Genomic DNA, 22,759 nt, shown 5'->3' on the forward strand with positions numbered 1-22,759 from the left:
CTTGCTAGTCGCTGCCTTTGGGGGCGCACTAAATTGGTCGTAACCATTATTGGGCCTCTCTACTAAAGCGCTGGCTAAGCAAAGGGCCAATTAAGGCAGCTAGCAGCAGCAGGGTGAGCAAAGAAAGCGGCCAGTAATACAATTCGTATTGTGGGCGATAGTATTGCTGGGCTTCAGACATCGGGTTTAAAGCGCCAATTTCTTGATATATTTGTGCTAGCTCGTCAGTGCTTCGAGCACGGTAGTACTTCCCGCCGGTCATGCCTGCAATTTCTTGCAATAGCTGTTCATCTAAGTCTTGAGAAGGGTTAACTTTGCGCGTTCCAAATAGTGTTTGTTGGTAAAACTCATCTGCGCCAACCCCTATGGTATAAATAACTACTTGGCTTTTGGCAGCCATCTCAGCGGCTTGTATCGGCTCAACTGCTCCGGAGGTGTTTTGCCCATCGGTGAGTAAAATAAGTATCCGTTGCTCGGCAGGGTGGTTCATTAGCTGTTTAATGCCAAGCCCTATGCCTTCGCCGATGGCAGTTCTATCACCGACTAAACCATGAACAAGTTCATCCACCTGAACCAGCAAAGAATCGACATCAAAACTCAAGGGAGAAGATAAGTAGGCGTGGTCGGCAAATAAAATCATACCAAGGCGGTCACCTCGACGTTGTTCAATAAATTCTTTCAATAAATATTTAAGGGCCGTTAGCCTATCTACCGCCTCGCCGTCGAGTTGCATATCTTTGATTTGCATGCTGCTCGACATATCAACCGACAACAGTAAATCTCGGCCCTGTTCATTAATCCCCTGAACTTGATCGTCTAACCACACTGGTCTAGCTAAAGCCGTCAGACACAGTAGCCAAATTGCCCAACGCAAACTTTGTTTTAGTGGGCTGTTTGGTTTATCTAATTCAGCTTGCTGCTGTGTGTAAGGCAGGCTGGTATTGAGCAATTGTTCTGCTTGTTGGCTTTGCTGAGATTGGCTAAAGCGTTCCACTAGCCACAATAAAGGGATAGCAAAAAAAGCATAAGGCCATACAAATTCAAACATCTTGGCCCCTTGTTATTCCCGATTGTTGGTTGCTGGCGGCAGCTAAGGATAAAAAAGAACGTAAATTAACCGGTGGGCGTAGATTTCTTACCCAACGCTTACATAGGGCTGCAGTATCAGCATCTAGTGTACTAGGCGAAGGCGCGTACAATTGTTGTTGCCACTGTTGCTTAATCGATATAAATGCGCTGCTATTGCCCTTAAGCGTGCTATCGAGAAAGCTCAGCCAAGCCTCACCACTGAGTGACGCCACTTGTTGCCTTGGGTAATAACTTAAGGCCAAACGTTTCATTAATTGGTTGGTTTCACTCAAGGTCAGTTCTGCTTGATTTAGTAGCTGTAAGGCTTCACGGCGAGGTTTACACAATTGCCAATAACGCCAACTGGAAAACAACAAGCCAACCAATACCGCAATAATCACCATGGCTAATAGCCACCAACCCATCGCTGGGAGGGCCGTTTCATAATGGGTGGGTAGAATAATATCTTCTAAATTTGCTAGTAGGTCACTTTGCTCAGGCATAGTCCTGCCACTCTAACGCTGTTGAAAAATGCTGATGAGGAATTCGCGCTTGCTGCAGCATGCCATCAATGATTTGCTGGCGCTGGTTCGCTAAACGTTTAAACTGTTGGCGAAACGATTTATTATCTGGCTGTAAATAGCCTTCAGAGTGGCCATTACTTACCTGTAATTGCTGGCTACTTGAAGATTTTGGCAGCTGTTGCTCTAAAGGATCGCTAATTTGCCAAGCAAATACTTGGTTGTGATTAGACAAACGTTGCAAGTGCAATGCTGCAGCTTGGTCAAAATGGTAAAAATCACTAATTAGATGCACTTGATAACCGGTTTTAACCAGTTGGCAGAGCGTTTCTAAGTTTTGATTAGGTGACATATTGCCTATTCGCTGGCTACTGAGTGCCGCAAACTGCCGATTATGTTGCTCTGCAATGCTATTTAGTTGGGCTAACCAATGGGTTTTACTGGCGGCCGGTTTTTCATTATGACTGTGTTCGCCAAGGTGCAGCATTAACGCTACTCGCTCACCGAGTTGTTGGGCATTCCAACCTAAGCAAGCGGCCAACTCGCTAGCAAATACCGACTTGAGTTTATCGCCACTGCCAAAATACATTGAGTGTGATAAATCCAAGAAAATGAACACGGGATGTTCGCGATCTTCGCGAAATAGCTTGGTATGCGTTTTACCGGTGCGAGCGGTCACGCGCCAATCAATACAACGTATGTCATCACCAGCCTGATAATGCCGCACTTCATCAAACTCCATGCCTCGACCACGTACTTTACTCAAGCGATTACCGCTTCGATTACTCGATACTTGACGCCAAGGGGGCATATTGAGATGAATCGCTCTGGCTTCTATCAGTTGTTCGATGTCGAGACTAACTGGAGATTGACGGGTGATGGTGTTCATTAGGCAAAGGCTACCAATTCAATAAGACGCTGTATGACAGCATCGGCTTGTATCCCTTTCGCTTGGGCTTGGTAACTTAATAACAAGCGATGACGTAATACTGGATAGGCCAATTGTTGGATATCGCCTGGGCTCACAAAATCACGCCCATCTAGCCATGCTTTGGCTCTAGCTGCTCTGGCCAACGAAATACTGGCTCTAGGGCTGGCACCAAACTCTAACCATTGGCTAAACTCATCGGTATAACGCTCGGGTTGGCGAGTAGCCACAACCAAGTCAACAATATACTGGTTAAGCTGTGGGGCAATGTGTACTTCTAAAATTGCACGACGCAAGGCAAAAAGTTTCTGCTGAGTGAGAGGTTCTGGTTTACGTAAGTGAACTTGCTTGGCTTCTCGCTCGGTGAGTTGCAGAATTTTTAGTTCGTTTTCTGCATCGGGGTAGTCTAAACACAATTTGAACATGAAGCGATCTAGCTGGGCTTCAGGCAGCGGATAGGTGCCTTCTTGTTCAATTGGGTTTTGAGTTGCCATTACCATAAACAGTTTTGGTAAGGCGTAGCTAGTGCTACCCACGGTAATTTGTTGCTCCGCCATCGCTTCTAGTAAGGCTGATTGTACTTTAGCGGGGGCGCGGTTAATTTCGTCGGCCAATACCAGGTTGTGAAAAATGGGCCCTTTTTGGAAACTAAAACTGGCAGTTTCGGGGTGAAAAATATCGGTACCCGTGAGATCAGCCGGCAATAAGTCTGGTGTAAACTGAACTCGATGAAAGTCACCCTCAATACACTCTGATAAGGCTTTTACTGCGCGTGTTTTTGCCAGCCCCGGCGGACCTTCAACTAAAATATGCCCATCGGAGAGTAAGGCGACAAGTAATTGTTCAATAAATTCTGATTGGCCAACAATGCTTTGATTAAGATAATCTCTTATGGCCGATAAATTGTTATTGCTCATTCTATCCTCTGAATTGTCTCTCGCTTGCGGATGATAAAGCACTCTGCGCTAGGCGCAAAATTTTTCCTTAAAATTTGACGGCTTAACACAAGTTTTAATCACTTGTTTGAATTATGTGAATAATTAGTTAATATAAACCCATGAGGTCGGACCTCTTAACTTGTTAAGGATATATTGAATGCACCAACAACAATCTTTAAAGACCGCCAGTGGGGCTCGAATCGCAGTGGTAGCCGGTTTGCGTACGCCGTTCGCCCGACAGTCTACCGCTTATCAGGATGTACCCGCCGTAGATCTTGGCAAAATGGTGGTTAACGAATTAATTAAACGCGTAGACCTCGATGTTAAAGAAATTCAACAACTGGTGTTTGGCCAAGTGGTGCAGATGCCCGCCGCGCCGAATATCGCTCGAGAAATCGTATTAGGCACGCCGCTTGATGTCTCTACCGACGCCTACAGTGTCTCGCGCGCTTGTGCTACCAGTTTTCAAGCTGCCGTTAACGTAGCAGAGTCGATTATGGCAGGCACTATTGATTGCGGCATTGCGGGTGGGGCTGATTCGTCATCAGTATTACCTATTGGTGTTAGCAAAAAGCTGGCTCGCAGTTTACTGGGTTTATCAAAGGCGCGTACAGCCGGACAACGTTGGAACATTATTAAAAAGCTGCGTATTAAAGATTTGGTGCCGGTGCCACCTGCAGTGGCGGAATATTCAACGGGTATCTCAATGGGACAAACTGCTGAGCAAATGGCAAAAACCCACAGTATAGCGCGTGCAGAACAAGATAAATTGGCTGCTCGGTCGCATCATTTAGCCTATCAAGCCTGGGAAGAAGGCAAGCTTGATGATGAGGTAATGACCGCTTATCCAGAGCCTTACAAAACCGCAATTAGCCGTGACAACAATGTTCGTGGTGACTCAAGTGAAGAAAAATTAGCCAAATTAAAGCCCGTTTTTGACCGTAAACACGGCTCTGTGACAGCCGCTAATGCCACGCCGCTTACCGACGGCGCAGCCGCGGTATTGTTAATGCGAGAAGATAAAGCCAAAGCCCTAGGCTTACCAATATTGGGTTACATTAGAAGCTATGCTTTTGCTGGCATTGATGTTTGGGAAGATATGTTGATGGGGCCGTCTTATGCAACGCCAATAGCCTTAGATCGCGCTGGTATCACCCTACAAGACTTAGACCTTATCGAGATGCATGAAGCCTTTGCCGCGCAAACGCTGGCTAACGTAAAAATGTTCGCCAGCGATGAATTCGCTAAATCAATTGGTCGCGATCAGGCCTTGGGTGAGATTGATATGGAAAAATTCAATGTAATGGGCAGTTCTATTGCTTATGGTCACCCCTTTGCGGCCACCGGAGCAAGAATGATTACTCAAATGCTTAACGAACTGCGTCGACGGGGTGGGGGCTTAGGTTTGACTACTGCCTGTGCCGCGGGTGGTTTGGGTGCAGCTATGATTTTGGAGGTTGAGTAATGGAACAGCAAACTTTTACACTAAACATTGAAGACAATATCGCACTACTTAAAATTGATGTACATGGCGAAACCATGAACACCTTAAAAGCAGAGTTTGGCCCGCAGTTAGATACTATTTTGGCTGACTTAGAGACGCAATCGCAGCTTAGTGGTTTAGTGGTATATAGCGGTAAAGCTGATTCTTTCATTGCGGGTGCGGATATAGGTATGTTGGATAGCTGCGACACAGCCGAAGACGCGCAAAAATTATCGCAAGACGGTCACAAAGTATTCGCTCGTCTAGCTAAATTACCGATGCCAGTGATAGCCGCCATTCATGGACCTTGTTTAGGTGGCGGTTTAGAGGTGGCGTTAGCGTGTGATTATCGAGTATGTAGCCTAGATGATAAAACCAGTCTAGGCTTGCCAGAAGTACAATTGGGTTTATTGCCGGGCGGCGGTGGCACCCAACGCTTACCTAAGCTAGTGGGTATTCAAAAATCCTTAGAAATGATGCTTACGGGTAAGCAGCTTCGCCCAAAACAAGCCCTAAAAAGTGGTCTAGTTGATGAAGTGGTCCCCAATAGCGTATTGCTAGAGGTAGCCAAAAAATATGCAGGCAAAGCCAAACGCAGGCCAAAGGCTAAGCTAAGCATGGTGTCGCAGTTGCTTGAAGGCAACCCGCTGGGTAGAAACGTTTTATTTTCACAAGTAACCAAACAAACCTTAACTAAAACGCGTGGTAATTACCCTGCGCCAATGGAAATTATTGCCTGTGTTAAAGCGGGAATCGATAAAAGTACTGATGCCGCTTACCAAGATGAAGCTAAGCGTTTTGCCGGTTTAGTGAAGAGTTCTGAGTCAGCGGCTTTACGTGGCTTATTTTTCGCCTCAAATGAGCTTAAAAAAGAAAGCCTGTTTGACGGGGTTAAGCCGCAAAAAATAAACCAAGTTGCCGTATTAGGTGGCGGTTTGATGGGCGCCGGTATTGCTTTTGTGTCTGCCACTAAAGCCAAGGCGCAAGTTCGCATTAAAGATATTAGTGAGCAGGGCGTATTAGGTGGGCTTAATTATGCTTATAAGCTACTTGATAAAAAGCGAAAACGCCGTTTTATCAGTCACGCTCAGCTACAACAACAAATGAATGCTATTACTGGTGGTACCAACTTCGTTGGGATGCAGAATACTCAAATTGCGGTAGAGGCGGTATTTGAAGATTTAGCGCTTAAACAACAAATGGTGGCAGACATTGAAACCAATTGTAATCAACATACCATTTTTGCCAGTAATACCTCTTCATTACCGATTACTCAAATTGCCGCCACCGCCAAGCGCCCAGAACAGGTTATTGGCTTACATTATTTTAGTCCAGTTGAAAAAATGCCTCTGGCTGAGATTATCCCGCATAGCGGAACTAGCGAGCAAACTATTGCTGATACCCTAGAATTTGCCCGTAAGCAGGGGAAAACGGCGATTGTGGTTAAAGACGGTGCCGGCTTTTATGTAAACCGTATTTTGGCGCCTTACATGAATGAGGCGGCACTGTTGCTACTTGAAGGTCAAAGTATTGAGCATTTAGATAACACCTTGCTTGATTATGGCTTTCCGGTTGGGCCTATGACGTTGTTAGATGAGGTGGGCATTGATGTAGGGTCTAAAATCGCCCCGATCTTGGAAGCAGAATTGGGTGAGCGATTTAAAGCCCCAGATGCGTTTGCCAAACTAATTGATGACCAGCGTTTAGGTAAGAAAAACGGCCGTGGCTTCTACTTATACGGTAAAGGTAAAAAATCCAAAGCCAAGCAAGTGGATGAAAAAGTCTACGCAGTGTTAGGGGTTAAACCTAAGGGCGATATGGATGCTCAAACACTGGCTAAGCGCTGCGTATATATGATGCTGAATGAAGCCGCTCGCTGCTTAGATGAAGGGGTTATTCGCAGTGCTCGTGATGGTGATTTAGGTGCTATTTTTGGTATTGGCTTCCCGCCATTCTTGGGTGGACCGTTCCGCGCGATGGACGCTATTGGCATTGATAAATTAGTGACCGAGTTACACGCCATGGAAGCTAACTACGGTGAACGATTCAAACCCTGTGAGGCTTTGGTGAGTATGGCTGAACAAGGGCAGGTTTATTACGCCTAACATAGCTGGAAAGTGAATCAGTGAGCCCAAAGCAAATGGTTTGTTTTGGGTTTAGTGAATTGCCACTATCTCTGTTATTATTCTCGGCCAATTTGTAGTAGGGCTAGTAGTATGTTTTGGCTTTTGTTGGTGTCGTTATTGTTTGGCTTGTTTTTCTATATTGAAGCCATCAAATTTTCATTGCCAGGTTGGCGTTGGGCCATTGCCGGCTTGTTATTTGGACCGATATGTATACCACTGTTGTGGACGCATCAGAAACTTAACTTAAAACGTAGCCAAGGATTTAATGAGTCTTGTTTGCAAGCGTAAAGACAGCGCCTAGGCTGCTACTTTAATTGTAGCTATACAGTTTTGCTTGGCGTTGAAAGTCTGTGCGATCACTGATGTAATGCCCGGTCTCTAAATGGTGGGTGTTTAGCGGCCCTTGTTGTAAATCAGTTCCGCCATAGTTGTATACAACTATCCTGTCTCGTTGTTTACTTTTTAAACTCATCATGAATCTGACCAAATCTCGGCGCTCTAATTGTTCAATTCGTTTAGCGGCAAGTTGTCGCTGATTGAATTTGTGGTCCTTATTGCCAATGCTCACCCAAAATCGTTGTGCTCGAGTACGCATGTTACTTTCTCGTTCAAGGATCTGGGCAATGAGACCTTGTTTGCTTTGCTGCCACTGAGCATCGCTCAGTTCAAACATCAGTACTGGAAAAGCATCCAAAAAGTCATTGATTGCATCGAGTAATGTTTGAGGTTGTCCATGCGGAGATTGAACGTAAAATATGATGCCGGGGTGTCGATTTAACGGTAAATTACCGGTACCAACGATGTAGCCTAGCTGCTGTTTCGTGCGCAGTTCATTAAAGAACGTTGAAGTCATGATGTGGTTACTTAAGGCAAATAGTGCAATGCTTTCAGGGCTTAGATCACGACTTTGAAAGTAAACCATCAAGGCTGAATCACTTTGTTTACAGTCTACTTCATAGAGGAGGGTTGCCTGATCTTTGATGCTGACAAGTTTGCGCGGTGTCTCTTTGGATGGACTTGAATCAGGTGAAATTTCTTGTTGAATAAAGTCGCCCAGTTGGTGAATTTCTGATTCAGCCCAATTACCATACGCCAGCATTTCGATATGAATATTTTGATAAAGCTTTGCCACGAAATCAGGCATGTCTTCTAACTGAATATCTTCTAAAGCTTTCAGTAATTCCGCTGGTGGCGGGTTGTTGGGTTGCAATAGCGAGGTCAATTCACTAAATAATTGCGATATAGGCTTCACCTGCATTTGGTTTTGCCAGTGCTTGCTCAACTGCTGTTTTATTATGCCAAACCGCTTACGCTCGAAATGGCCAAATAAACGATTATTCATGATCATTTTAAGCAGCAAGATTTGTTTATCACTAAAGCCTGACAAGTGCAGCGTGTAGCCACCTTGGTGAGAATATAACTGATAAGACATACCGGCAATCTCGGCCTGATAGGTCATTTCACTGAGGTGGTCCAACATCAGCTCCACCATTAATCGGCTGCAAACGATGTTTCTCACCGAGGCAACCGAGTAGGCGGAGTCTACCGAAACGTAAAGATGGCCTTTAGGTACTTTAAATTCGGGTTCATTACTAAACCATAAACGGAAGCCAGGCTTGTCGTACAACAATCTTGGTTGGGCTTCTTGGTCGTCCACCTCGACTAAAGGGGTGGTATTAAATGACAGAAATGGGTTGCTGCTGGGTAATTGCAAGCTGTCGAGCTTTGCCGGTTGGCGCCAGCGATCTAAGCGCTGTTTAGCTATCGGCTCGACCGAGTAGGGGGTATGGTACCACTTGGCTATTTTATTACATGGCTGCTGCGCAGAAACGATGGTAATTCTTAAATTATCAGGCGACAGCTGTTTTAAACACTGTTCGATTAAGGCTTGATCATATTGCTCCATCGCATAGTCACCATAAATCACATCTTCAGCCGGATAATGCTGAAGGTTGACCGACAGATGTGAAACGAGGTCGATAGCGCGAGATTTTTCTTGATAGAGAAAAGCGCGCTCGAACACTTGTTGCTTCTCGCTGTAGCGCCAAGCTTGCAAGCCTTGGTTTTGGATTAACTTTAAGTAGGAAAAACTGGCATCAATAATAGAGTCGATACAAGTTAGCCCTTCCTCGGTTAGATTATAGCTAATGCAAAAGTCTTTAAAATTACTGCCACTAATTCCCCCACCAGCTGCCATTGAATTGATTAACCCAGCATGGCGCAATAAGGCCACTAAACTACCAGGGCCTTCGTACCCTAATAAATGAGCAATATAGGTGAGCGGCTTGATCCTATACAGGGGGTCCATATTACCAAAGCCAAATGATAAAGTGAGTTTCTTAAGTTCTTTTACCGGCTGAATGTGAATCTCTAAGCCTAAATGCTCAGCTAAATACAGTGGTGCAAAATCATAGGTTTTTACCGCTACTCGCGGAACAGCATTAAATAATTGAACCACGTATTCCTCTAGGCTGTCGATTGCTTGAGGGCTAATGAGTACCAAGGTCATCAAATGGGCTGAATAATGCTGCTGGTAAAAGTCGATCAAGTCATCTCTGATAGTAGCGTCTTGGGTGTCACTCAAGGTATCCAAATTGCCCACAGAAAACTGACTAAAAGGGTGGGCCGGATTCATCGTTTCTTTGTGGACTTGATAGAGGCGACGTACGTCATCTTTTAGTTTTAGCTTGTACTCGGAGTCTACGGCTTGGCGTTCACGGTCGACTAGCTCTGGATTGAAGCATGGGCAAATAAAAAATTGGCTAAAGCGATCTAAGGCTTCGTCAAACCAGTCATTTTCAATATCGAAATAGAAATTAGTATGTTCTGTACCGGTCCACGCGTTGTTGCTGCCTCCGTGACGGTTAATAAAGGATTGATACTCCCCTGCGACGGGATAGGATTCAGTCCCTAAAAACAGCATGTGTTCAAGAAAGTGAGCGAGCCCCTCTCTTCCTTCTGGATCGTGGAAGTGACCAATATTTACCGCCAATGAGGCTGCCGACTTTTGGGCGTCTTGGTCTTGAATCAAAAGCACCTTAAGACCATTGTCTAATGTTATGTTGTGATAGTGTTTCGGATCATTAGGGCTGGTACGCAAGGTCGTATCCTTTATCAAAGAGATATAATGATTATCAGCTGCTTATTCAGGTCTTGCAAACTCTGATGGAAGTTTTGTTGCATATCAATTAAATTAGCTGCGAAAAACGTAATATAAGCTGCTTTCTACTATCAACGAAAATAGAAGAGTGACAATATGCAAGTTTTTATCATGCGTCATGGCGAAGCCGAGATGTTTGCCGCTAGTGATAGTGACCGAAGTTTAAATCAATCTGGCATAACAGAGGTGGCTAAAATGGCGACTTATTTAGCCGGAAAAATTGAACATCTTGATTACGTATTGGTTAGCCCCTATTTACGTGCTCAGCAAACTTGGCAAGGTTTAGCCGCTGTATTACCTAAAGCAACTAACATCGTTGAAATGACTGAACTCACACCTTCTGGTGATGAAGCCGCTGTGGTGAGCTTAATTAGTGAACTTGCGCTAGAACAGCCAAATGCGAATTTACTGGTGATTTCACATTTACCTTTGGTGGGGTATTTAGTGGAAGGTTTGGCGGCAGATGCTGGTGCACCATTATTCAGTACTGCAGCTGTCGCGCAAGTCGAGGTGGCGCCTGAAAACAGATTTATCTCTTTGCTACATCCGGTAAGCTTGTAAATACTTGGTTTTTTACTTCATCTTCTACAGAAAAGTTGGATTTTTAATCTAGCTTGAAAAGGTTCCCAGTTTTTTGTGCTTTTGAGATCTCCTTCGCGGAACGCTGAATTGGACACAATATCTTTAGAATTAGCGAAAATCTCCTAGTAGTATGTCTGCGTCGCAACAAGTAGTGGACATACTTTATGAAAATATTTTCGCGCTATTCTCCTGTCAAAATTGCCCGTTATGTCAAAGCGTTTTTTAAGGGACGTTTGTATATTCAAGGACGTGGGGCTTACGAATTCAAAAACGGTAAGCTAGAAACGCTACCTAATCACAAAACCAACAAACATCGACAAACGGTTGCTGAAGTCAATCAGAAAATTGATCAATTTAGGAACAAAGCTGCCTAGTTTTGCTGGTTACTTGAACGATAAAACCACTTTTAACAGTGGTTTTTTAGTTTGGCGAGTGGATTAGAACCAGTAGGGCACTTGACCCTCCATGGCCTTTAGGGGCTTGGTGAAAAGCTAATACTTGCGGGTGCTGTGCTAACCATTGTGGAACTTTGGTTTTTAAGATCTGTTGTCCATGCCCGTGCATGATAGAAGCAACGTGATAATGTTGTTGCTTACATTCTATAATTAACGCGGCTATTTCTTGTTTTGCCTGCCGTTGCGTTAAGCCATGTAGGTCTAACAAAATCTCTGGCTCGTAATCACCCCTTCTCAGCTTTTTTAATTCGTAGGGATCACAGTCATCACTTTGCCAGCGCATCGGGCCTTCATCGGGCAACAATGGATGGTATTCATCAGAAAAGAAAAACTGGCTATTATTTAGCGCTGCTTTTTGCTGTTTTTCTCTTTGTTGGCTTTTTTGCTTGATTCGAGCAGGCTCAAGACTTATTTTATCTTGTTTTATCTGGCGAACGCCTTTGAGTGCTTCTTTGAAAGCAGCGAAATCTTCGTCAGTAGGTTTTTTCATCTTTATTATCAGTTGTGCCTGAAGCCATTAATTGGGTGATTGTACTTAATCTGGAGGCCAAATTGGAAAAGATATTTATCGAAGAAGCAATCGATGAGTTACATACTATACAAGATATGATCCGCTGGGCGGTGAGTCGATTTAATGCTTCAGGCGTTTTCTATGGTCATGGAACAGACAATGCTTGGGATGAAGCCGTGCAGCTTATCTTACCTAGCCTACATTTACCGTTGGATGTTGATCCAGCGGTGCGGCATGCACGTTTAACTCGTCAAGAGCGCAGTTTATTGGTGGAGTTGGTGGTGAAACGGGTTCAAGAACGCTTACCTGTTGCTTACCTTACTAATAAAGCTTGGTTTGCTGGTTTAGAATTTTATGTTGATGAGCGCGTGTTGGTGCCGCGTTCTCCGTTCGCAGAATTAATAGAAACCCAATTTTCGCCATGGTTAACTGAAGAACCTAAGCGGATTTTGGATTTATGTACCGGCAGTGGCTGTATCGCCATTGGCTGTGCTTACGCTTTCCCTGAAGCAGAAGTAGACGCTGTAGATATTTCTGAAGATGCGTTAGCAGTGGCAGAAATTAATATTCAAGGGCATGGTTTAGAGCAGCAGGTCACCCCGATACTTTCAGACGGATTAACGGCGCTAAACGGCCAAACTTATGATTTAATTGTAAGTAACCCACCTTATGTTGATGCTGAAGATATGGGCAACTTACCTGATGAATTCATGCACGAACCAGAGCTAGGTTTGGCGTCGGGCTTTGATGGATTAGCGCTAACTAAGAAAATTTTGGCTGATGCAGCCGAGCACTTAAACCCTCAAGGTTTATTGATTGTAGAAATTGGCAATAGCCAAGTGCATATGCAGCAGCAGTTCCCAGATGTACCATTTACTTGGATAGAGTTTACCAATGGTGGGCATGGGGTATTCATTATTAGTCGTGAGCAATTGCTTGCTTGTGGCTCGCTATTTAAACAGTAAGGATAGAGTTGATGGCAGGAAACAGTATTGGCCAGCTTTTTCGAGTGACCACCTTTGGTGAAAGCCATGGTGTCGCACTAGGATGTATTATTGATGGGTGCCCACCGGGTCTAGACATCACTGAAGAGATGATTCAACAAGATTTGGATCGCCGCAGACCTGGTACATCTCGTTACACCACTCAGCGTCGTGAACCCGATCAAGTTAAAATTTTGGCGGGTGTTTTTGAAGGTAAAACCACCGGTACTTCAATTGGTTTAATGATCGAGAATACCGACCAACGTTCAAAAGACTATTCTAACATCAAAGATATGTTTCGCCCTGGGCACGCTGACTATACCTACCATCAAAAGTATGGCACTCGTGATTACCGCGGTGGTGGCCGTTCATCAGCGCGTGAAACCGCGATGCGCGTTGCTGCAGGTGTTATTGCTAAAGAATACTTGAAACAACAACATGGTGTTGAAATTCATGGCTACTTGAGCGAATTAGGCCCAGTTAAAGCTGAAACCATCGATTTTGACCAAATTGAGCAAAACCCATTCTTCTTCCCCGACGCCAGCAAACTTGAAGACTTAGATGAGTTTATGCGAGGCTTAAAAAAAGAAGGTGACTCGATTGGTGCACGGTTAAGTGTGGTTGCTAAGCGGGTACCTGTGGGCTTAGGCGAGCCGGTGTTTGACCGTTTAGATGCGGATATTGCGCATGCCCTAATGGGAATAAATGCGGTTAAAGCGGTTGAAATTGGCGATGGTTTTGCGGTTGTTAACCAACGCGGCAGTGAACACCGAGACGAAATGACGCCAGAAGGCTTTAGCTCAAATCATGCTGGTGGCGTTTTAGGTGGGATCTCTTCTGGCCAAGATGTTATTGCCCATATCGCCTTGAAACCTACTTCAAGCATTTCTGTGCCGGGACAAACTATCGACAAGTTTGGCAAGCCCGTTGAAGTCGTTACCAAAGGGCGTCACGATCCTTGCGTAGGCATTCGTGCGGTACCGATTGCCGAAGCGATGCTTGCCATTGTATTAATGGACCATTGCTTACGTCAACGTGGACAAAATGGTGCAGTGAGCACTGACACACCTATTTTACGTTAAGCGTAACTACGCCTTTTCAAGCCCCTAACAGTGACGTTTAGGGGCTTTTTTTAGACAGATAATCGCAGAGTGCTTGTGGGTAAATAGATGTTTGACGATGTTGGCCAATTGATTGATTTATTTAACCGAACTTTTGCTAAGTTTAACACGGTGTTAGTTGCTGGAGACGATGAGCCAATATACCTCCCTGCTGGAGCGATGTCTGAACAAAACCAAGTGATTTTTGCTCATGGATTTTTTGCCAGTGCGCTACATGAAATTGCTCACTGGTGTCTTGCTGGTGACGAGCGAAGAACACTGGAAGATTATGGTTATTGGTACAATGGCGATGGTCGTGACCAACAACAACAACTCGAGTTTGAAAAAGTGGAAGTGAAACCTCAGGCCATTGAATATGCCTTTGCCTTAGCGGCTGGTCGCGAGTTTCAAGTGAGTGTAGATAATCTTTCTGGTTTTCAGAGCAACCGCCATGCTTTTAGCAAGGCGGTAGAACAGCAATATCAGGCGTATTTACAAACATGCTTTCCACCGCGGGCGCAATTGTTTATTGATGCCCTTAGACAAACGGTTGATTCATCCCTTAATGAGGCCGCCCAATGATTAAACTTGGTTTGATAATCAATCCCATCGCAGGTATTGGCGGCAGCGTCGCCTTAAAGGGGTCTGATGGGGTAGTTGACCAGGCTTTAGCTAAAGGTGCGGTAAAAAAAGCCAACCTTAGAGCAGAGCAAGCATTGCAGGGCTTGGTTGATTTGAGGGGGAGTGTTGAACTGTTTACTGCCTCTGGTGAAATGGGGGAGCTATTATGTGTCAGTCTTGGCTTAGCTCACCAAGTCGTCTACCAAGCTGATGAGCCAAGCGGTGCTAAGGATACTCAGTTGGCTGCTCAAGCCATTGCTGATATAGGCGTTGATTTACTTGTTTTTGCTGGGGGAGATGGAACAGCGCGTGATGTACTTAATGTGGTGGGGGAGCAGCTTCACTGCCTAGGCATTCCTGCAGGGTGTAAAATTCACTCTGGGGTATACGGCGTGACACCTAAAGCCAGTGGCTTAGTGATTGAAAAATTAGTCAAGGGCGAAATGCTTAGTTTAAAGCTGGCAGACGTGATGGACATTGACGAGCAGGCTTTTCGCCAAGGTAAAGTGAGAGCTAAGTGCTTTGGAGAGATGACCGTTCCCGACGAGCTTCGTTATGTACAAGCTGTTAAGCAAGGTGGGATGGAGTCTGAAGACTTGGTTTTACAAGATATCGCCGCCGAAGTGATAGAAATGCTGCAAGACCAGCCATTTATCGCCGGCTCAGGCTCTACTGTAGATGCAATTATGCAGGAGTTATCACTGCCCAATACTCTTTTGGGAGTAGATTTGGTCGAAGATCACCAAATTGCACAACAGGATTTGACCGCAGAACAGCTGGTAAATAGAATAAGCCCCGTAACAAAGCTATTGATTACACCAATAGGTGGCCAAGGTCATTTATTTGGACGTGGTAATCAGCAACTTAGTCCTGCGGTAATACGTAAACTAGGTCGTGATAACATCGTAGTCGTAGCCACTAAAACTAAACTTAAATCTTTGCATGGACGCCCGTTGATAGTTGATACTGGCGATACAGAACTGGATAAATATTTATCCGGAAGCATCAAGGTAATTACTGGTTACCGAGATTATATTATGTATCGAGTATCGAACCCTGAAAATGAGGTTACCGATGCTCAAAAATTATGTCACTCTGCTACAGACTTATCTGAACAGTCACGACACTAATCTAAATGCTCCACCAAAAAACGTGGTTCAATACTTAAAAGATCATTTAGGTGTTGCTGCAACTCAAACCGAGTTGAGCCATCGTCCAATGGTACACTGCTTAAAATCACAAATGCATATCGCCTTATTAGATGCGCACTTTGATGGTGAAACGGATGACACAATGCAGTCACAAGTAGAAGTGTTATGGCGAGACGCTATCACTTTTGCTGACAACCACAAGCAAGTAGCCGCTGTAGCATAAGCTGGTTACTGGATAAAAAGCAAAGCTTAGGCTTTGCTTTTTTTATGCCGATAATTTGCTTATGAGCGATTCGCTGCCTCGGTCATCAAATGGTTTAACGGCACTTATCGCAACAGCATCAGGTTACGGGTGTCTGCTAAGGTTTCAATTAACCGGCGACGACTCGGTGAAAGAAACAATGCCTTTAATCTAGCTATAATCGCTGACAGCCGCTGGTGCTCTTCATTACACAGTTCTGCTTCAGCGGTGGCGATTCTCGCTTTCGCTTGAGTGAGAGCTTGGCTTGATTGCTTGGCTACTTTGGGCGCATAACGTTGATAAATGGTATGCATCGCTTTGATTCTAAGTTGGCTTTTACTGCTTTCAGAGCCATCGCGCATGAGGTACTGACAGTCACAAAAGTTAGCGACGGCCACCGGCCCAGACAGCGCTAATTTCAACCACAGATCCCAATCTTCTGCCGAGGGTAACTGCTCATCAAAGGCAAAACAGTCGAGTAAAGCCGAACGTGAAGCCATTACAGTCGATGTGCCCACTACGTTTTCAGCAAATAAGCTGGATGCCGCATCATGTTTTATTTGATAGCGCTTAGCTTGAGTGACTAAATGACGATAGTTAGGCCAAAATTCAAAACAGGTTCCTCGGTCTTCGCCATTCGGACCCAAGTGGCGGTAGTCGGTAAAGCTAAAGCTAAGCTCGGGAAATGCCTGATGAAAATTAATTTGCCTTTGTAGTTTACCGGGTAACCAGGTGTCGTCGGCGTCTAAGAAAGCGATTAACGGCGCTTTCGCATGTTGTATCGCAATATTGCGAGCATAGGCGGGGCCATTTCCCGACAGCTTTATACTGCGTAATTGCGGTTTGCTGATCTGTTGTTGTTGTAACCACTGCCAAGTTTCGTCGCTGGAATTATCATCAACAACAATGACTTCTATATTTGAAACTTGCTGTTGTTCAACGCTAATTAAGGCCTGTTTTAAATAGGCTAGGCAGTTATAGCTAGGAATGACCACGCTGCAAACAGGTGTAGTTGCTACTGGATTCGACATGTTGGTGTCCTTGGCATTGAGGTTGCTTATGTAGCTACATAAGCATGACTTATGCCAGAGAGATAAATTGATGAACAGAAGCCGCAACCATGGTACTCACACAACGCAAAACCTAAGGCCTATCTTGTGGGCTTTACTGACAATATCAATCGCTGGCTTAGCCTGGCTAAAGCTTCCTAATTTACTGATTCCATTGGTATTAGGCTTAATTCCTCTTTGCGTGGTTATGGTGTTCAAGCAACCCTTTTGGATTGTGCTTGGTTTTGTTTGTTTCTCATTTTTTCGCCTGCATGAGGCTTTTCCTAGCCTGTACGTTTTACGCATTCCGCAACTATTAGCCTTGGGTTCGTTGGCCTGTTTAGGCTGGCATTTATTCATTTCTCGCAAATTGCAAATTTACTGGAGTAAGGAGCTTAGTTGGTTGATGGCATTTGTTGGTTTGTGTGCTGTGGGCGTTATTTTTTCTAGCAGTCGCCCGGTAGCTATGGCGTATTTCAATGGGGTGTTTAGCAAAATTGCTCTTATGACAGTGGCGATAGCATGGTTGATGCGTAAGCCAGAAGATTTTGTTAAGGCTGCAATAGCCTTTTTTGTCTGCGGTTTTATGATAGCGATGGTTGCTTTGCAAAATGCCGCTGCGGGTATTGAGATGGTTGAAGGAACGCGGGTGACGATTGGTCGTTCGATGGGATCTATGTTGGGAGACCCAAACGATTTGGCCTTAACCTTATTGTTCCCGCTAGGTTTCGCCGTAGCATTTAGCTTAAAGCCTGGTAGTTGGATAAGTCGTTGGCTGGCCATAGTGAGTGCAGTGGCAATTATTATGGCTATTTTAGCCACCCAAAGCCGTGGCGGTTTGTTAGGGATTGCTACTATCAGTGCGGTGTTTGCTTGGAGACGGGTACAAAACAAAGTATTGCTCATCAGCTTGGCCGCAATGGCAATGCCGATATTATTTGTATTAGCGGGGGTCTCTGAACGGAGTTCGGGAGGGGCGGCTGAGTCAGGAATCGATGAATCGTCAATGGGGCGTATTTATGCGTGGCAAGCGGCCTTTAAGATGGCCTTGTACAATCCGCTAACAGGTGTTGGTATCGATAACTTTTACGCTAACTACTATTTCTTCTCGTCGCATTGGGACGGTAAAAACCATGCGGTTCACAGCACTTGGTTTGGCGTTTTGGCAGAAACCGGATTTTTGGGTTTTATGGTTTTCTGTACCTTAGCGTTCAAAATCTGCAGTTTAGCTCACGGTAATTTACAATTTCTCATGAAGCAGGCGTCTGCCCATCACTCCGGTTTATATGCTTGTGCCGAAGGGGTATTCGCAGGGCTACTAGGCACGTTTGTTTCTGGTACGTTTTTAACTCAAGGTTTTACTTGGCCAATCTATATATTCACTGCCTTAGTGGTCGCTATCGCTCAATTACTTCGTCAACCATTGCAGAATGCAAATCGCTAGTTATCTACGCTATAAACCTTACCGTGTTAGCGCTTATCTTATTGAAAATACATGATTAAAAATTAGTGGTCTGGCTTTTGCTGTATTGCAACTATCACCGCTGCCCACCTTGGTCCATCTTCACGGCAGTTAACCGCAATGAGGACTTCTCTATGTTTAATGTATCGATAATCGTTCCAGTTTATAAATCAGAGCAATATCTTGCCAATTGTTTGGATTCACTCGCTAAACAAACGCTTGAGCATGTAGAAGTTATCGTGGTTATTGATGGCTCTCCTGATAACAGTGCGGTCATTGCAGGCAACTATTGTTTGCAATACCCAGAGCGTTTTCGAAAAATTGTATTGGAACAAAACGTCGGCGTCTCGGTGGCGAGAAATATCGCGATGCAATCGGCCCAAGGTGAGTACATTGGGTTTGTTGATAGTGATGATTACGTAGAAGCAAACATGTTTGAACTGATGTTCAGCGAAGCGCTCAATACCAATGCTGATGTCGTCAGTTGTCAAATGCGTTCTTTTGAGACCCATGCCTCTCTCATTGAATATCACAACATTCCAACTAAAGAGTATTACGAAGACACTTTTGTTACTAATAAGCTATTTCGCCGTGTTTATCTGCTTTCGAAACAAATCAATTTTTATAGCAACGTCATTTTTGAAGATGAACCGTTTGCTTACACTGCGCGTTTTTCGACTGAGAATCTGGCTGAAGTTAATCAAGTGCTTTACAACTATCGGATGAGCCCTGAAGGATTATGTCGCGGTGAAAACCACGGACGCTTTAATCTTTACGACAAACAATTAATGCTGGCCAGGTTTTTGGCTGACATGGATCGCCGAGGGGCGATTGATAAACATGCCGATGAATTACTGCAGTGTTTAGCAAACCACGCTTTGAGTGCGCTCTATTATCATATTTCTGTGATTGATTTAGTCGGCTTCTTTAGTTTTATTGATCATCTAGTGGGCAAGTACCGACTATTAGCGCGCTGCACTGATACCGGTGAAGAATATAAAGTGAGCCGCTACCTAAAATTCAGGGGCTCTGCGACACGTATTATCTTGTTGGCATATTGGGTAAAGGCTCGTCAAGCTCAGCAGCAGTTGCTGGATTATATTCAGCCAATGGGTTTAAGTACACAGGGAGCTAAGTCATGAGCATCATTGAAAATACTCAGCCTGATGTTTCTGTTGTAGTGCCTGTGTTTAATACCGAACAAACCTTGTGGCAGTGCCTTGAAAGCCTTGCAGAACAGAGCTTGCGGTCAATAGAAGTGATTGTTGTTATTGATGCATCACCAGATAATGCTTACTTATTGGCTAAGCGGTTTGCCCAGCAATCTAGTTTAGCGATTAATATTGTTAGACTCACCACCAATGTCGGTTTGGCGCAAGCGAGAAATATTGGTATGAGCCACGCTCGCGGTCAATACCTAGGTTTTTTAGATAGCGATGATTATCTAGACAGCCAAATGTATCTGCGTCTATTAAATGAAGCGCAACAACACTGTGCCGACTGGGTAAGCTGTGGTTTTAGTAAATTCTCAGATCAAGGGCTGGAGTGTTACGCCCATAACAATATCAGCGAAAATACCTCGGTCTGTAATAAGTTATTTAATCGTTCGTTTATTAATGAGCACCAAATAGCATTTCCTGCAGGGGAGCTATTTGAAGATGAAATATTCTCTTATATGGCAGAACTGTTCGCGAAAAAAATTGTACATATTGATGAACCGTTTTACTTCTATCGGCATAACCTTGACGGCATCTGCCGCAAACCCGGTGCCGATAAGACTCGTTTGTATGCACGGATGTGTTCCATCGGTGATTTTATGCAACGAATGGAACACTGTGATTTGTTACCTAAAGCCGCTCCTTTATGTTTAGAAATGTTGTGTCGGCATGCTTACTTACAGTTACGTACTCAAGTGAGTTGGTTTGATTTACTGTGTTATTGGCGCTTCACGCAGCATTTGATTGAGAAGTATGATTTATCTGAAAGCTATCAGCAGAGTAAAGATAACTATTTCGTGAGTAGTTTTCGTAAATGGCAACACCGTGAATGGGCTCTATGGTTAATCCGCATTCGTGCTGGGAGAGCCAATTATGCTGTGGAATAAAATCAAAGCCGCGCGCCAATCCCTGAAAGAAATGGGTGTTTATGGGGTGCTGATGATCTTGCAAAAAGGTATCGGCCTAATGATGTTGCCGGTGACTACACGTTACTTAAGTTTGCAAGATTATGGCTTATTAGAAAGCTTAGTGGTGATTTTTTCGCTGTGTTCTTTACTAGAGATTAGCGCTGGAGCCTTACCGCGTTTTTACCCCGACTGTAAAAATGCCGCGGCCAAAGCGAATCTAATCTCTTCGTCTTTTGTTCTTAGTTTAGCTTATGGCCTATTGCTCGCGGTATTGGCGGGGCTTAGTTTACATTTCCTACCCTTTGAATTATTCGCCAGTTTAACCGTGTGGCAGTTGACTGCAGTCGCTGCTGTCGTCGCACTATCTATTGCTTTACAACCTTTAATGATGTGGCTACGTATTGAGCGCAGAGCAAATAGATATTTTTATTTGGTGGTGCTTCAGTCGCTAACTCAAGTTGCGGTGACCTTATGGGGTCTGCAGCATGGTTGGGGAATTAATGCGGTGATATCAGCAAGTGTGGCGGCCAACGTTGTTGGGCTTAGCTTGGGCGTATGGTTTTGTCGTGAGCAGATCAAGCTAAGGTTTGATTTTGCATTAGCTAAATTAACCTTAAGCTATCAAAGCTGCTTAATTGGTGCGTCACTCGCCTTGTTTGTGATGCATGGGCTCGACCGTTTATTGTTAGCAGAATGGTTAGGCGCTGAGACCTTAGCTCAATACGCCATTATGATTAAGGTGGTTGAAGCTACTGCCATGGCATTTGGCGTGATTGAAAGTTGGTGGTTACCGCGCCGCTTTGCAGTATTACAACACTCGAATGGCCAAATGGAGGTGACGGTTATTCATCAGCGTTTGTTGTTAGCCATAATGTTGCTGCTGCTATCCGCCGCTTGTTTTGCACCTTTATTACTTAAGGCTGTATTACCGCTTGAGTATCTCGCAGGGATTGACTGGTTACCTCTGATGCTTCTGGCGGTCGGTTTTAAATTAGCTACCGCGGTAACTGATATAGGCTGCTATTTGCCAAACAGCCCGGTTTGGTTACCTAGGATTAACGCCGCGTCTGCAGTGTTAGCGATAAGCTTGTACTACTTACTGATCCCTGCTTGGGGTGTATGGGGCCTAATTGCTGCCACTAACAGTGTATTTGCCCTGCGCTTTGTCATGTTTACCATCATCAGTTTAATCTTGCAGCCTTTACAGTACCGAGTGTTTCCATTAGTTGTAGCCTTTATCCCACCGTTAATGCTGTTACTGCTGCTGCCTTTAGTAGTGGAAGTGGCTTGGGCGCAGTTATTACCTATGGTCGGGCTTATCTGGTTAATGCTTGGCTCTGTTTGGGTGGTTAAGCCTCAGGGACAATTAAGCAGCGCTTTTTAGTCACTCTTTTTTGGGCTTGGTCAATTTTCATTTTGCGAATAGCGTCCCTGCACCATCTTAAGTTATTGATTTTATAAAGCTAAAATTCATGGCATGGATGCTGCTATCACAAGGATAAGTTTCAATTTTAACATGTCATAAGGGGAAACTAATGAGCAGCATGTTTTTACATCAAACCAAGTTATGGCTAAAACACAGCGAATCTCCGCTAGCGAAGAATGTGTTTTCATTTTTGAAGCGTATACGGCTTTTTCAGCTGCCTAAAATACCCGCTTTGTTTAGTGCGCTATACCGCTTACACCTGTTAATAAGCGGCTTGTTCGGCAGCGTATTAAGAATTTTTTGGTGGACACCCCTGTTTAGAAGTAAAACTCAGGGCCCATCTAAAAATCTTTATCTATATGGCGGCATGCCCTTACTGGGTGAAGGCTTGGTTATTCAATTGGCTAACCAATGTCGAATTTCAGGAGCCACTACCTTTAGTGGCCGAGCGTCTAGTCAGCAAGCAGCACAATTAATAGTAGGTAACAACGTAGATATAGGCTGGCAAACCACCATTGCAGTGGGGCGCTTGGTCAGTTTGGGTAATAACGTGCGTATTGCAGGGCGCTGTTTCATCGCCGGTTACCCAGGCCACCCCCTAGATGCAAAACAGCGCGCAGCAGGTTTACCAGACACCGAGGAACAAGTTGGCGATGTCATACTTGAAGACGACGTGTGGTTAGCCACTGGGGTATCGGTTATGGCGGGTGTGACCATTGGCAAAGGAACGGTAGTGGCGGCGGGGAGTGTAGTCACAAAAAGCTTACCCGCTGGGGTGCTTGCTGCAGGTGTTCCTGCCAAAGTAATAAAAGCTATTGAGGAGAACTAA

22 protein-coding genes are annotated in these 22,759 nt (G+C 44.6%); 15 read left to right on the top strand and 7 right to left on the bottom strand.

Annotated elements, in window-relative coordinates:
- Window positions 1-46: 46 nt before the first annotated feature.
- Genes M0C34_RS08060 through M0C34_RS08075 form a run of 4 tightly spaced genes read right to left on the bottom strand, consistent with a single transcriptional unit; the run spans window position 47 to window position 3,434 of the window.
- Window positions 47-1,048, bottom strand: coding sequence for a VWA domain-containing protein (locus M0C34_RS08060; RefSeq protein ID WP_248715120.1), 1,002 nt, complete (start codon window positions 1,046-1,048; stop codon window positions 47-49).
- A complete protein-coding gene (locus tag M0C34_RS08065; protein ID WP_248715121.1) occupies window positions 1,041-1,571 on the bottom strand; it encodes a DUF4381 domain-containing protein in 531 nt (176 codons plus the stop codon). The genes M0C34_RS08060 and M0C34_RS08065 overlap by 8 nt, the downstream gene beginning before the upstream one ends.
- Window positions 1,564-2,478, bottom strand: a complete 915-nt coding sequence (locus tag M0C34_RS08070; RefSeq protein ID WP_248715122.1) for a DUF58 domain-containing protein — start codon at window positions 2,476-2,478, stop codon at window positions 1,564-1,566. The genes M0C34_RS08065 and M0C34_RS08070 overlap by 8 nt, the downstream gene beginning before the upstream one ends.
- Window positions 2,478-3,434, bottom strand: coding sequence for an AAA family ATPase (locus M0C34_RS08075; RefSeq protein ID WP_248715123.1), 957 nt, complete (start codon window positions 3,432-3,434; stop codon window positions 2,478-2,480). Before M0C34_RS08075 ends, M0C34_RS08070 begins: the two co-directional genes overlap by 1 nt.
- A 178-nt stretch (window positions 3,435-3,612) precedes the next feature.
- Between M0C34_RS08075 and fadI the strand changes: the two genes are divergently transcribed.
- From fadI to M0C34_RS08090, 3 genes are all read left to right on the top strand, one after another.
- Entirely contained in the window at window positions 3,613-4,920 is a 1,308-nt protein-coding gene (gene fadI, locus M0C34_RS08080; protein WP_248715124.1) for an acetyl-CoA C-acyltransferase FadI, read from the top strand.
- On the top strand, window positions 4,920-7,043 hold the full coding sequence (gene fadJ / locus M0C34_RS08085; protein ID WP_248715125.1) for a fatty acid oxidation complex subunit alpha FadJ: 2,124 nt from the start codon (window positions 4,920-4,922) through the stop codon (window positions 7,041-7,043). Before fadI ends, fadJ begins: the two co-directional genes overlap by 1 nt.
- Before the next feature lie 111 nt (window positions 7,044-7,154).
- Entirely contained in the window at window positions 7,155-7,352 is a 198-nt protein-coding gene (locus M0C34_RS08090) for a hypothetical protein (RefSeq protein ID WP_248715126.1), read from the top strand.
- Between the two features lie 22 nt (window positions 7,353-7,374).
- Here M0C34_RS08090 and M0C34_RS08095 read toward each other — a convergent pair whose 3' ends face one another.
- Window positions 7,375-10,164, bottom strand: coding sequence for an insulinase family protein (locus M0C34_RS08095; RefSeq protein WP_248715127.1), 2,790 nt, complete (start codon window positions 10,162-10,164; stop codon window positions 7,375-7,377).
- Window positions 10,165-10,320: 156 nt separating this feature from the next.
- Here M0C34_RS08095 and sixA point away from each other — a divergent pair, with 156 nt between their 5' ends.
- On the top strand, window positions 10,321-10,785 hold the full coding sequence (sixA, locus tag M0C34_RS08100; protein WP_248715128.1) for a phosphohistidine phosphatase SixA: 465 nt from the start codon (window positions 10,321-10,323) through the stop codon (window positions 10,783-10,785).
- Window positions 10,786-10,970: 185 nt separating this feature from the next.
- Window positions 10,971-11,180: a DUF1107 family protein gene (locus M0C34_RS08105; protein ID WP_248715129.1), complete on the top strand. Its 210-nt coding sequence runs from the start codon at window positions 10,971-10,973 to the stop codon at window positions 11,178-11,180.
- Window positions 11,181-11,226: 46 nt separating this feature from the next.
- Here M0C34_RS08105 and smrB read toward each other — a convergent pair whose 3' ends face one another.
- The gene (smrB, locus tag M0C34_RS08110; protein WP_248715130.1) at window positions 11,227-11,751 is read right to left on the bottom strand and encodes an endonuclease SmrB; all 525 of its coding nucleotides are present in this window, start codon (window positions 11,749-11,751) and stop codon (window positions 11,227-11,229) included.
- Between the two features lie 62 nt (window positions 11,752-11,813).
- Here smrB and prmB point away from each other — a divergent pair, with 62 nt between their 5' ends.
- The 5 genes from prmB to M0C34_RS08135 all read left to right on the top strand — a co-directional run bounded on the left by prmB (window position 11,814) and on the right by M0C34_RS08135 (window position 15,850).
- On the top strand, window positions 11,814-12,737 hold the full coding sequence (prmB, locus tag M0C34_RS08115) for a 50S ribosomal protein L3 N(5)-glutamine methyltransferase (protein ID WP_248715131.1): 924 nt from the start codon (window positions 11,814-11,816) through the stop codon (window positions 12,735-12,737).
- An 11-nt stretch (window positions 12,738-12,748) separates the two neighbouring features.
- Window positions 12,749-13,837, top strand: coding sequence for a chorismate synthase (gene aroC, locus M0C34_RS08120; protein WP_248715132.1), 1,089 nt, complete (start codon window positions 12,749-12,751; stop codon window positions 13,835-13,837).
- An 87-nt stretch (window positions 13,838-13,924) separates the two neighbouring features.
- Window positions 13,925-14,437: an elongation factor P hydroxylase gene (locus M0C34_RS08125; protein WP_248715133.1), complete on the top strand. Its 513-nt coding sequence runs from the start codon at window positions 13,925-13,927 to the stop codon at window positions 14,435-14,437.
- Complete coding sequence (locus M0C34_RS08130) at window positions 14,434-15,606, top strand: ATP-NAD kinase family protein (RefSeq protein WP_248715134.1); 1,173 nt, start codon at window positions 14,434-14,436, stop codon at window positions 15,604-15,606. Before M0C34_RS08125 ends, M0C34_RS08130 begins: the two co-directional genes overlap by 4 nt.
- Before the next feature lie 22 nt (window positions 15,607-15,628).
- Window positions 15,629-15,850, top strand: a complete 222-nt coding sequence (locus tag M0C34_RS08135; RefSeq protein WP_248715135.1) for a hypothetical protein — start codon at window positions 15,629-15,631, stop codon at window positions 15,848-15,850.
- Window positions 15,851-15,954: 104 nt separating this feature from the next.
- Here M0C34_RS08135 and M0C34_RS08140 read toward each other — a convergent pair whose 3' ends face one another.
- Complete coding sequence (locus M0C34_RS08140; protein ID WP_248715136.1) at window positions 15,955-16,899, bottom strand: glycosyltransferase family 2 protein; 945 nt, start codon at window positions 16,897-16,899, stop codon at window positions 15,955-15,957.
- Between the two features lie 70 nt (window positions 16,900-16,969).
- Between M0C34_RS08140 and M0C34_RS08145 the strand changes: the two genes are divergently transcribed.
- From M0C34_RS08145 to M0C34_RS08165, 5 genes are all read left to right on the top strand, one after another.
- Window positions 16,970-18,361, top strand: a complete 1,392-nt coding sequence (locus tag M0C34_RS08145; RefSeq protein WP_248715137.1) for an O-antigen ligase family protein — start codon at window positions 16,970-16,972, stop codon at window positions 18,359-18,361.
- Between the two features lie 152 nt (window positions 18,362-18,513).
- Window positions 18,514-19,521: a glycosyltransferase family 2 protein gene (locus M0C34_RS08150; RefSeq protein ID WP_248715138.1), complete on the top strand. Its 1,008-nt coding sequence runs from the start codon at window positions 18,514-18,516 to the stop codon at window positions 19,519-19,521.
- Window positions 19,518-20,483, top strand: a complete 966-nt coding sequence (locus tag M0C34_RS08155; protein ID WP_248715139.1) for a glycosyltransferase family 2 protein — start codon at window positions 19,518-19,520, stop codon at window positions 20,481-20,483. Before M0C34_RS08150 ends, M0C34_RS08155 begins: the two co-directional genes overlap by 4 nt.
- Window positions 20,470-21,888 (top strand): lipopolysaccharide biosynthesis protein, encoded by a 1,419-nt coding sequence (locus tag M0C34_RS08160; RefSeq protein WP_248715140.1) that lies wholly within the window; start codon window positions 20,470-20,472, stop codon window positions 21,886-21,888. The genes M0C34_RS08155 and M0C34_RS08160 overlap by 14 nt, the downstream gene beginning before the upstream one ends.
- Before the next feature lie 151 nt (window positions 21,889-22,039).
- Complete coding sequence (locus M0C34_RS08165; RefSeq protein WP_248715141.1) at window positions 22,040-22,759, top strand: acyltransferase; 720 nt, start codon at window positions 22,040-22,042, stop codon at window positions 22,757-22,759.

The organism is Agarivorans sp. TSD2052 (assembly GCF_023238625.1).
Taxonomy (GTDB): domain Bacteria; phylum Pseudomonadota; class Gammaproteobacteria; order Enterobacterales; family Celerinatantimonadaceae; genus Agarivorans.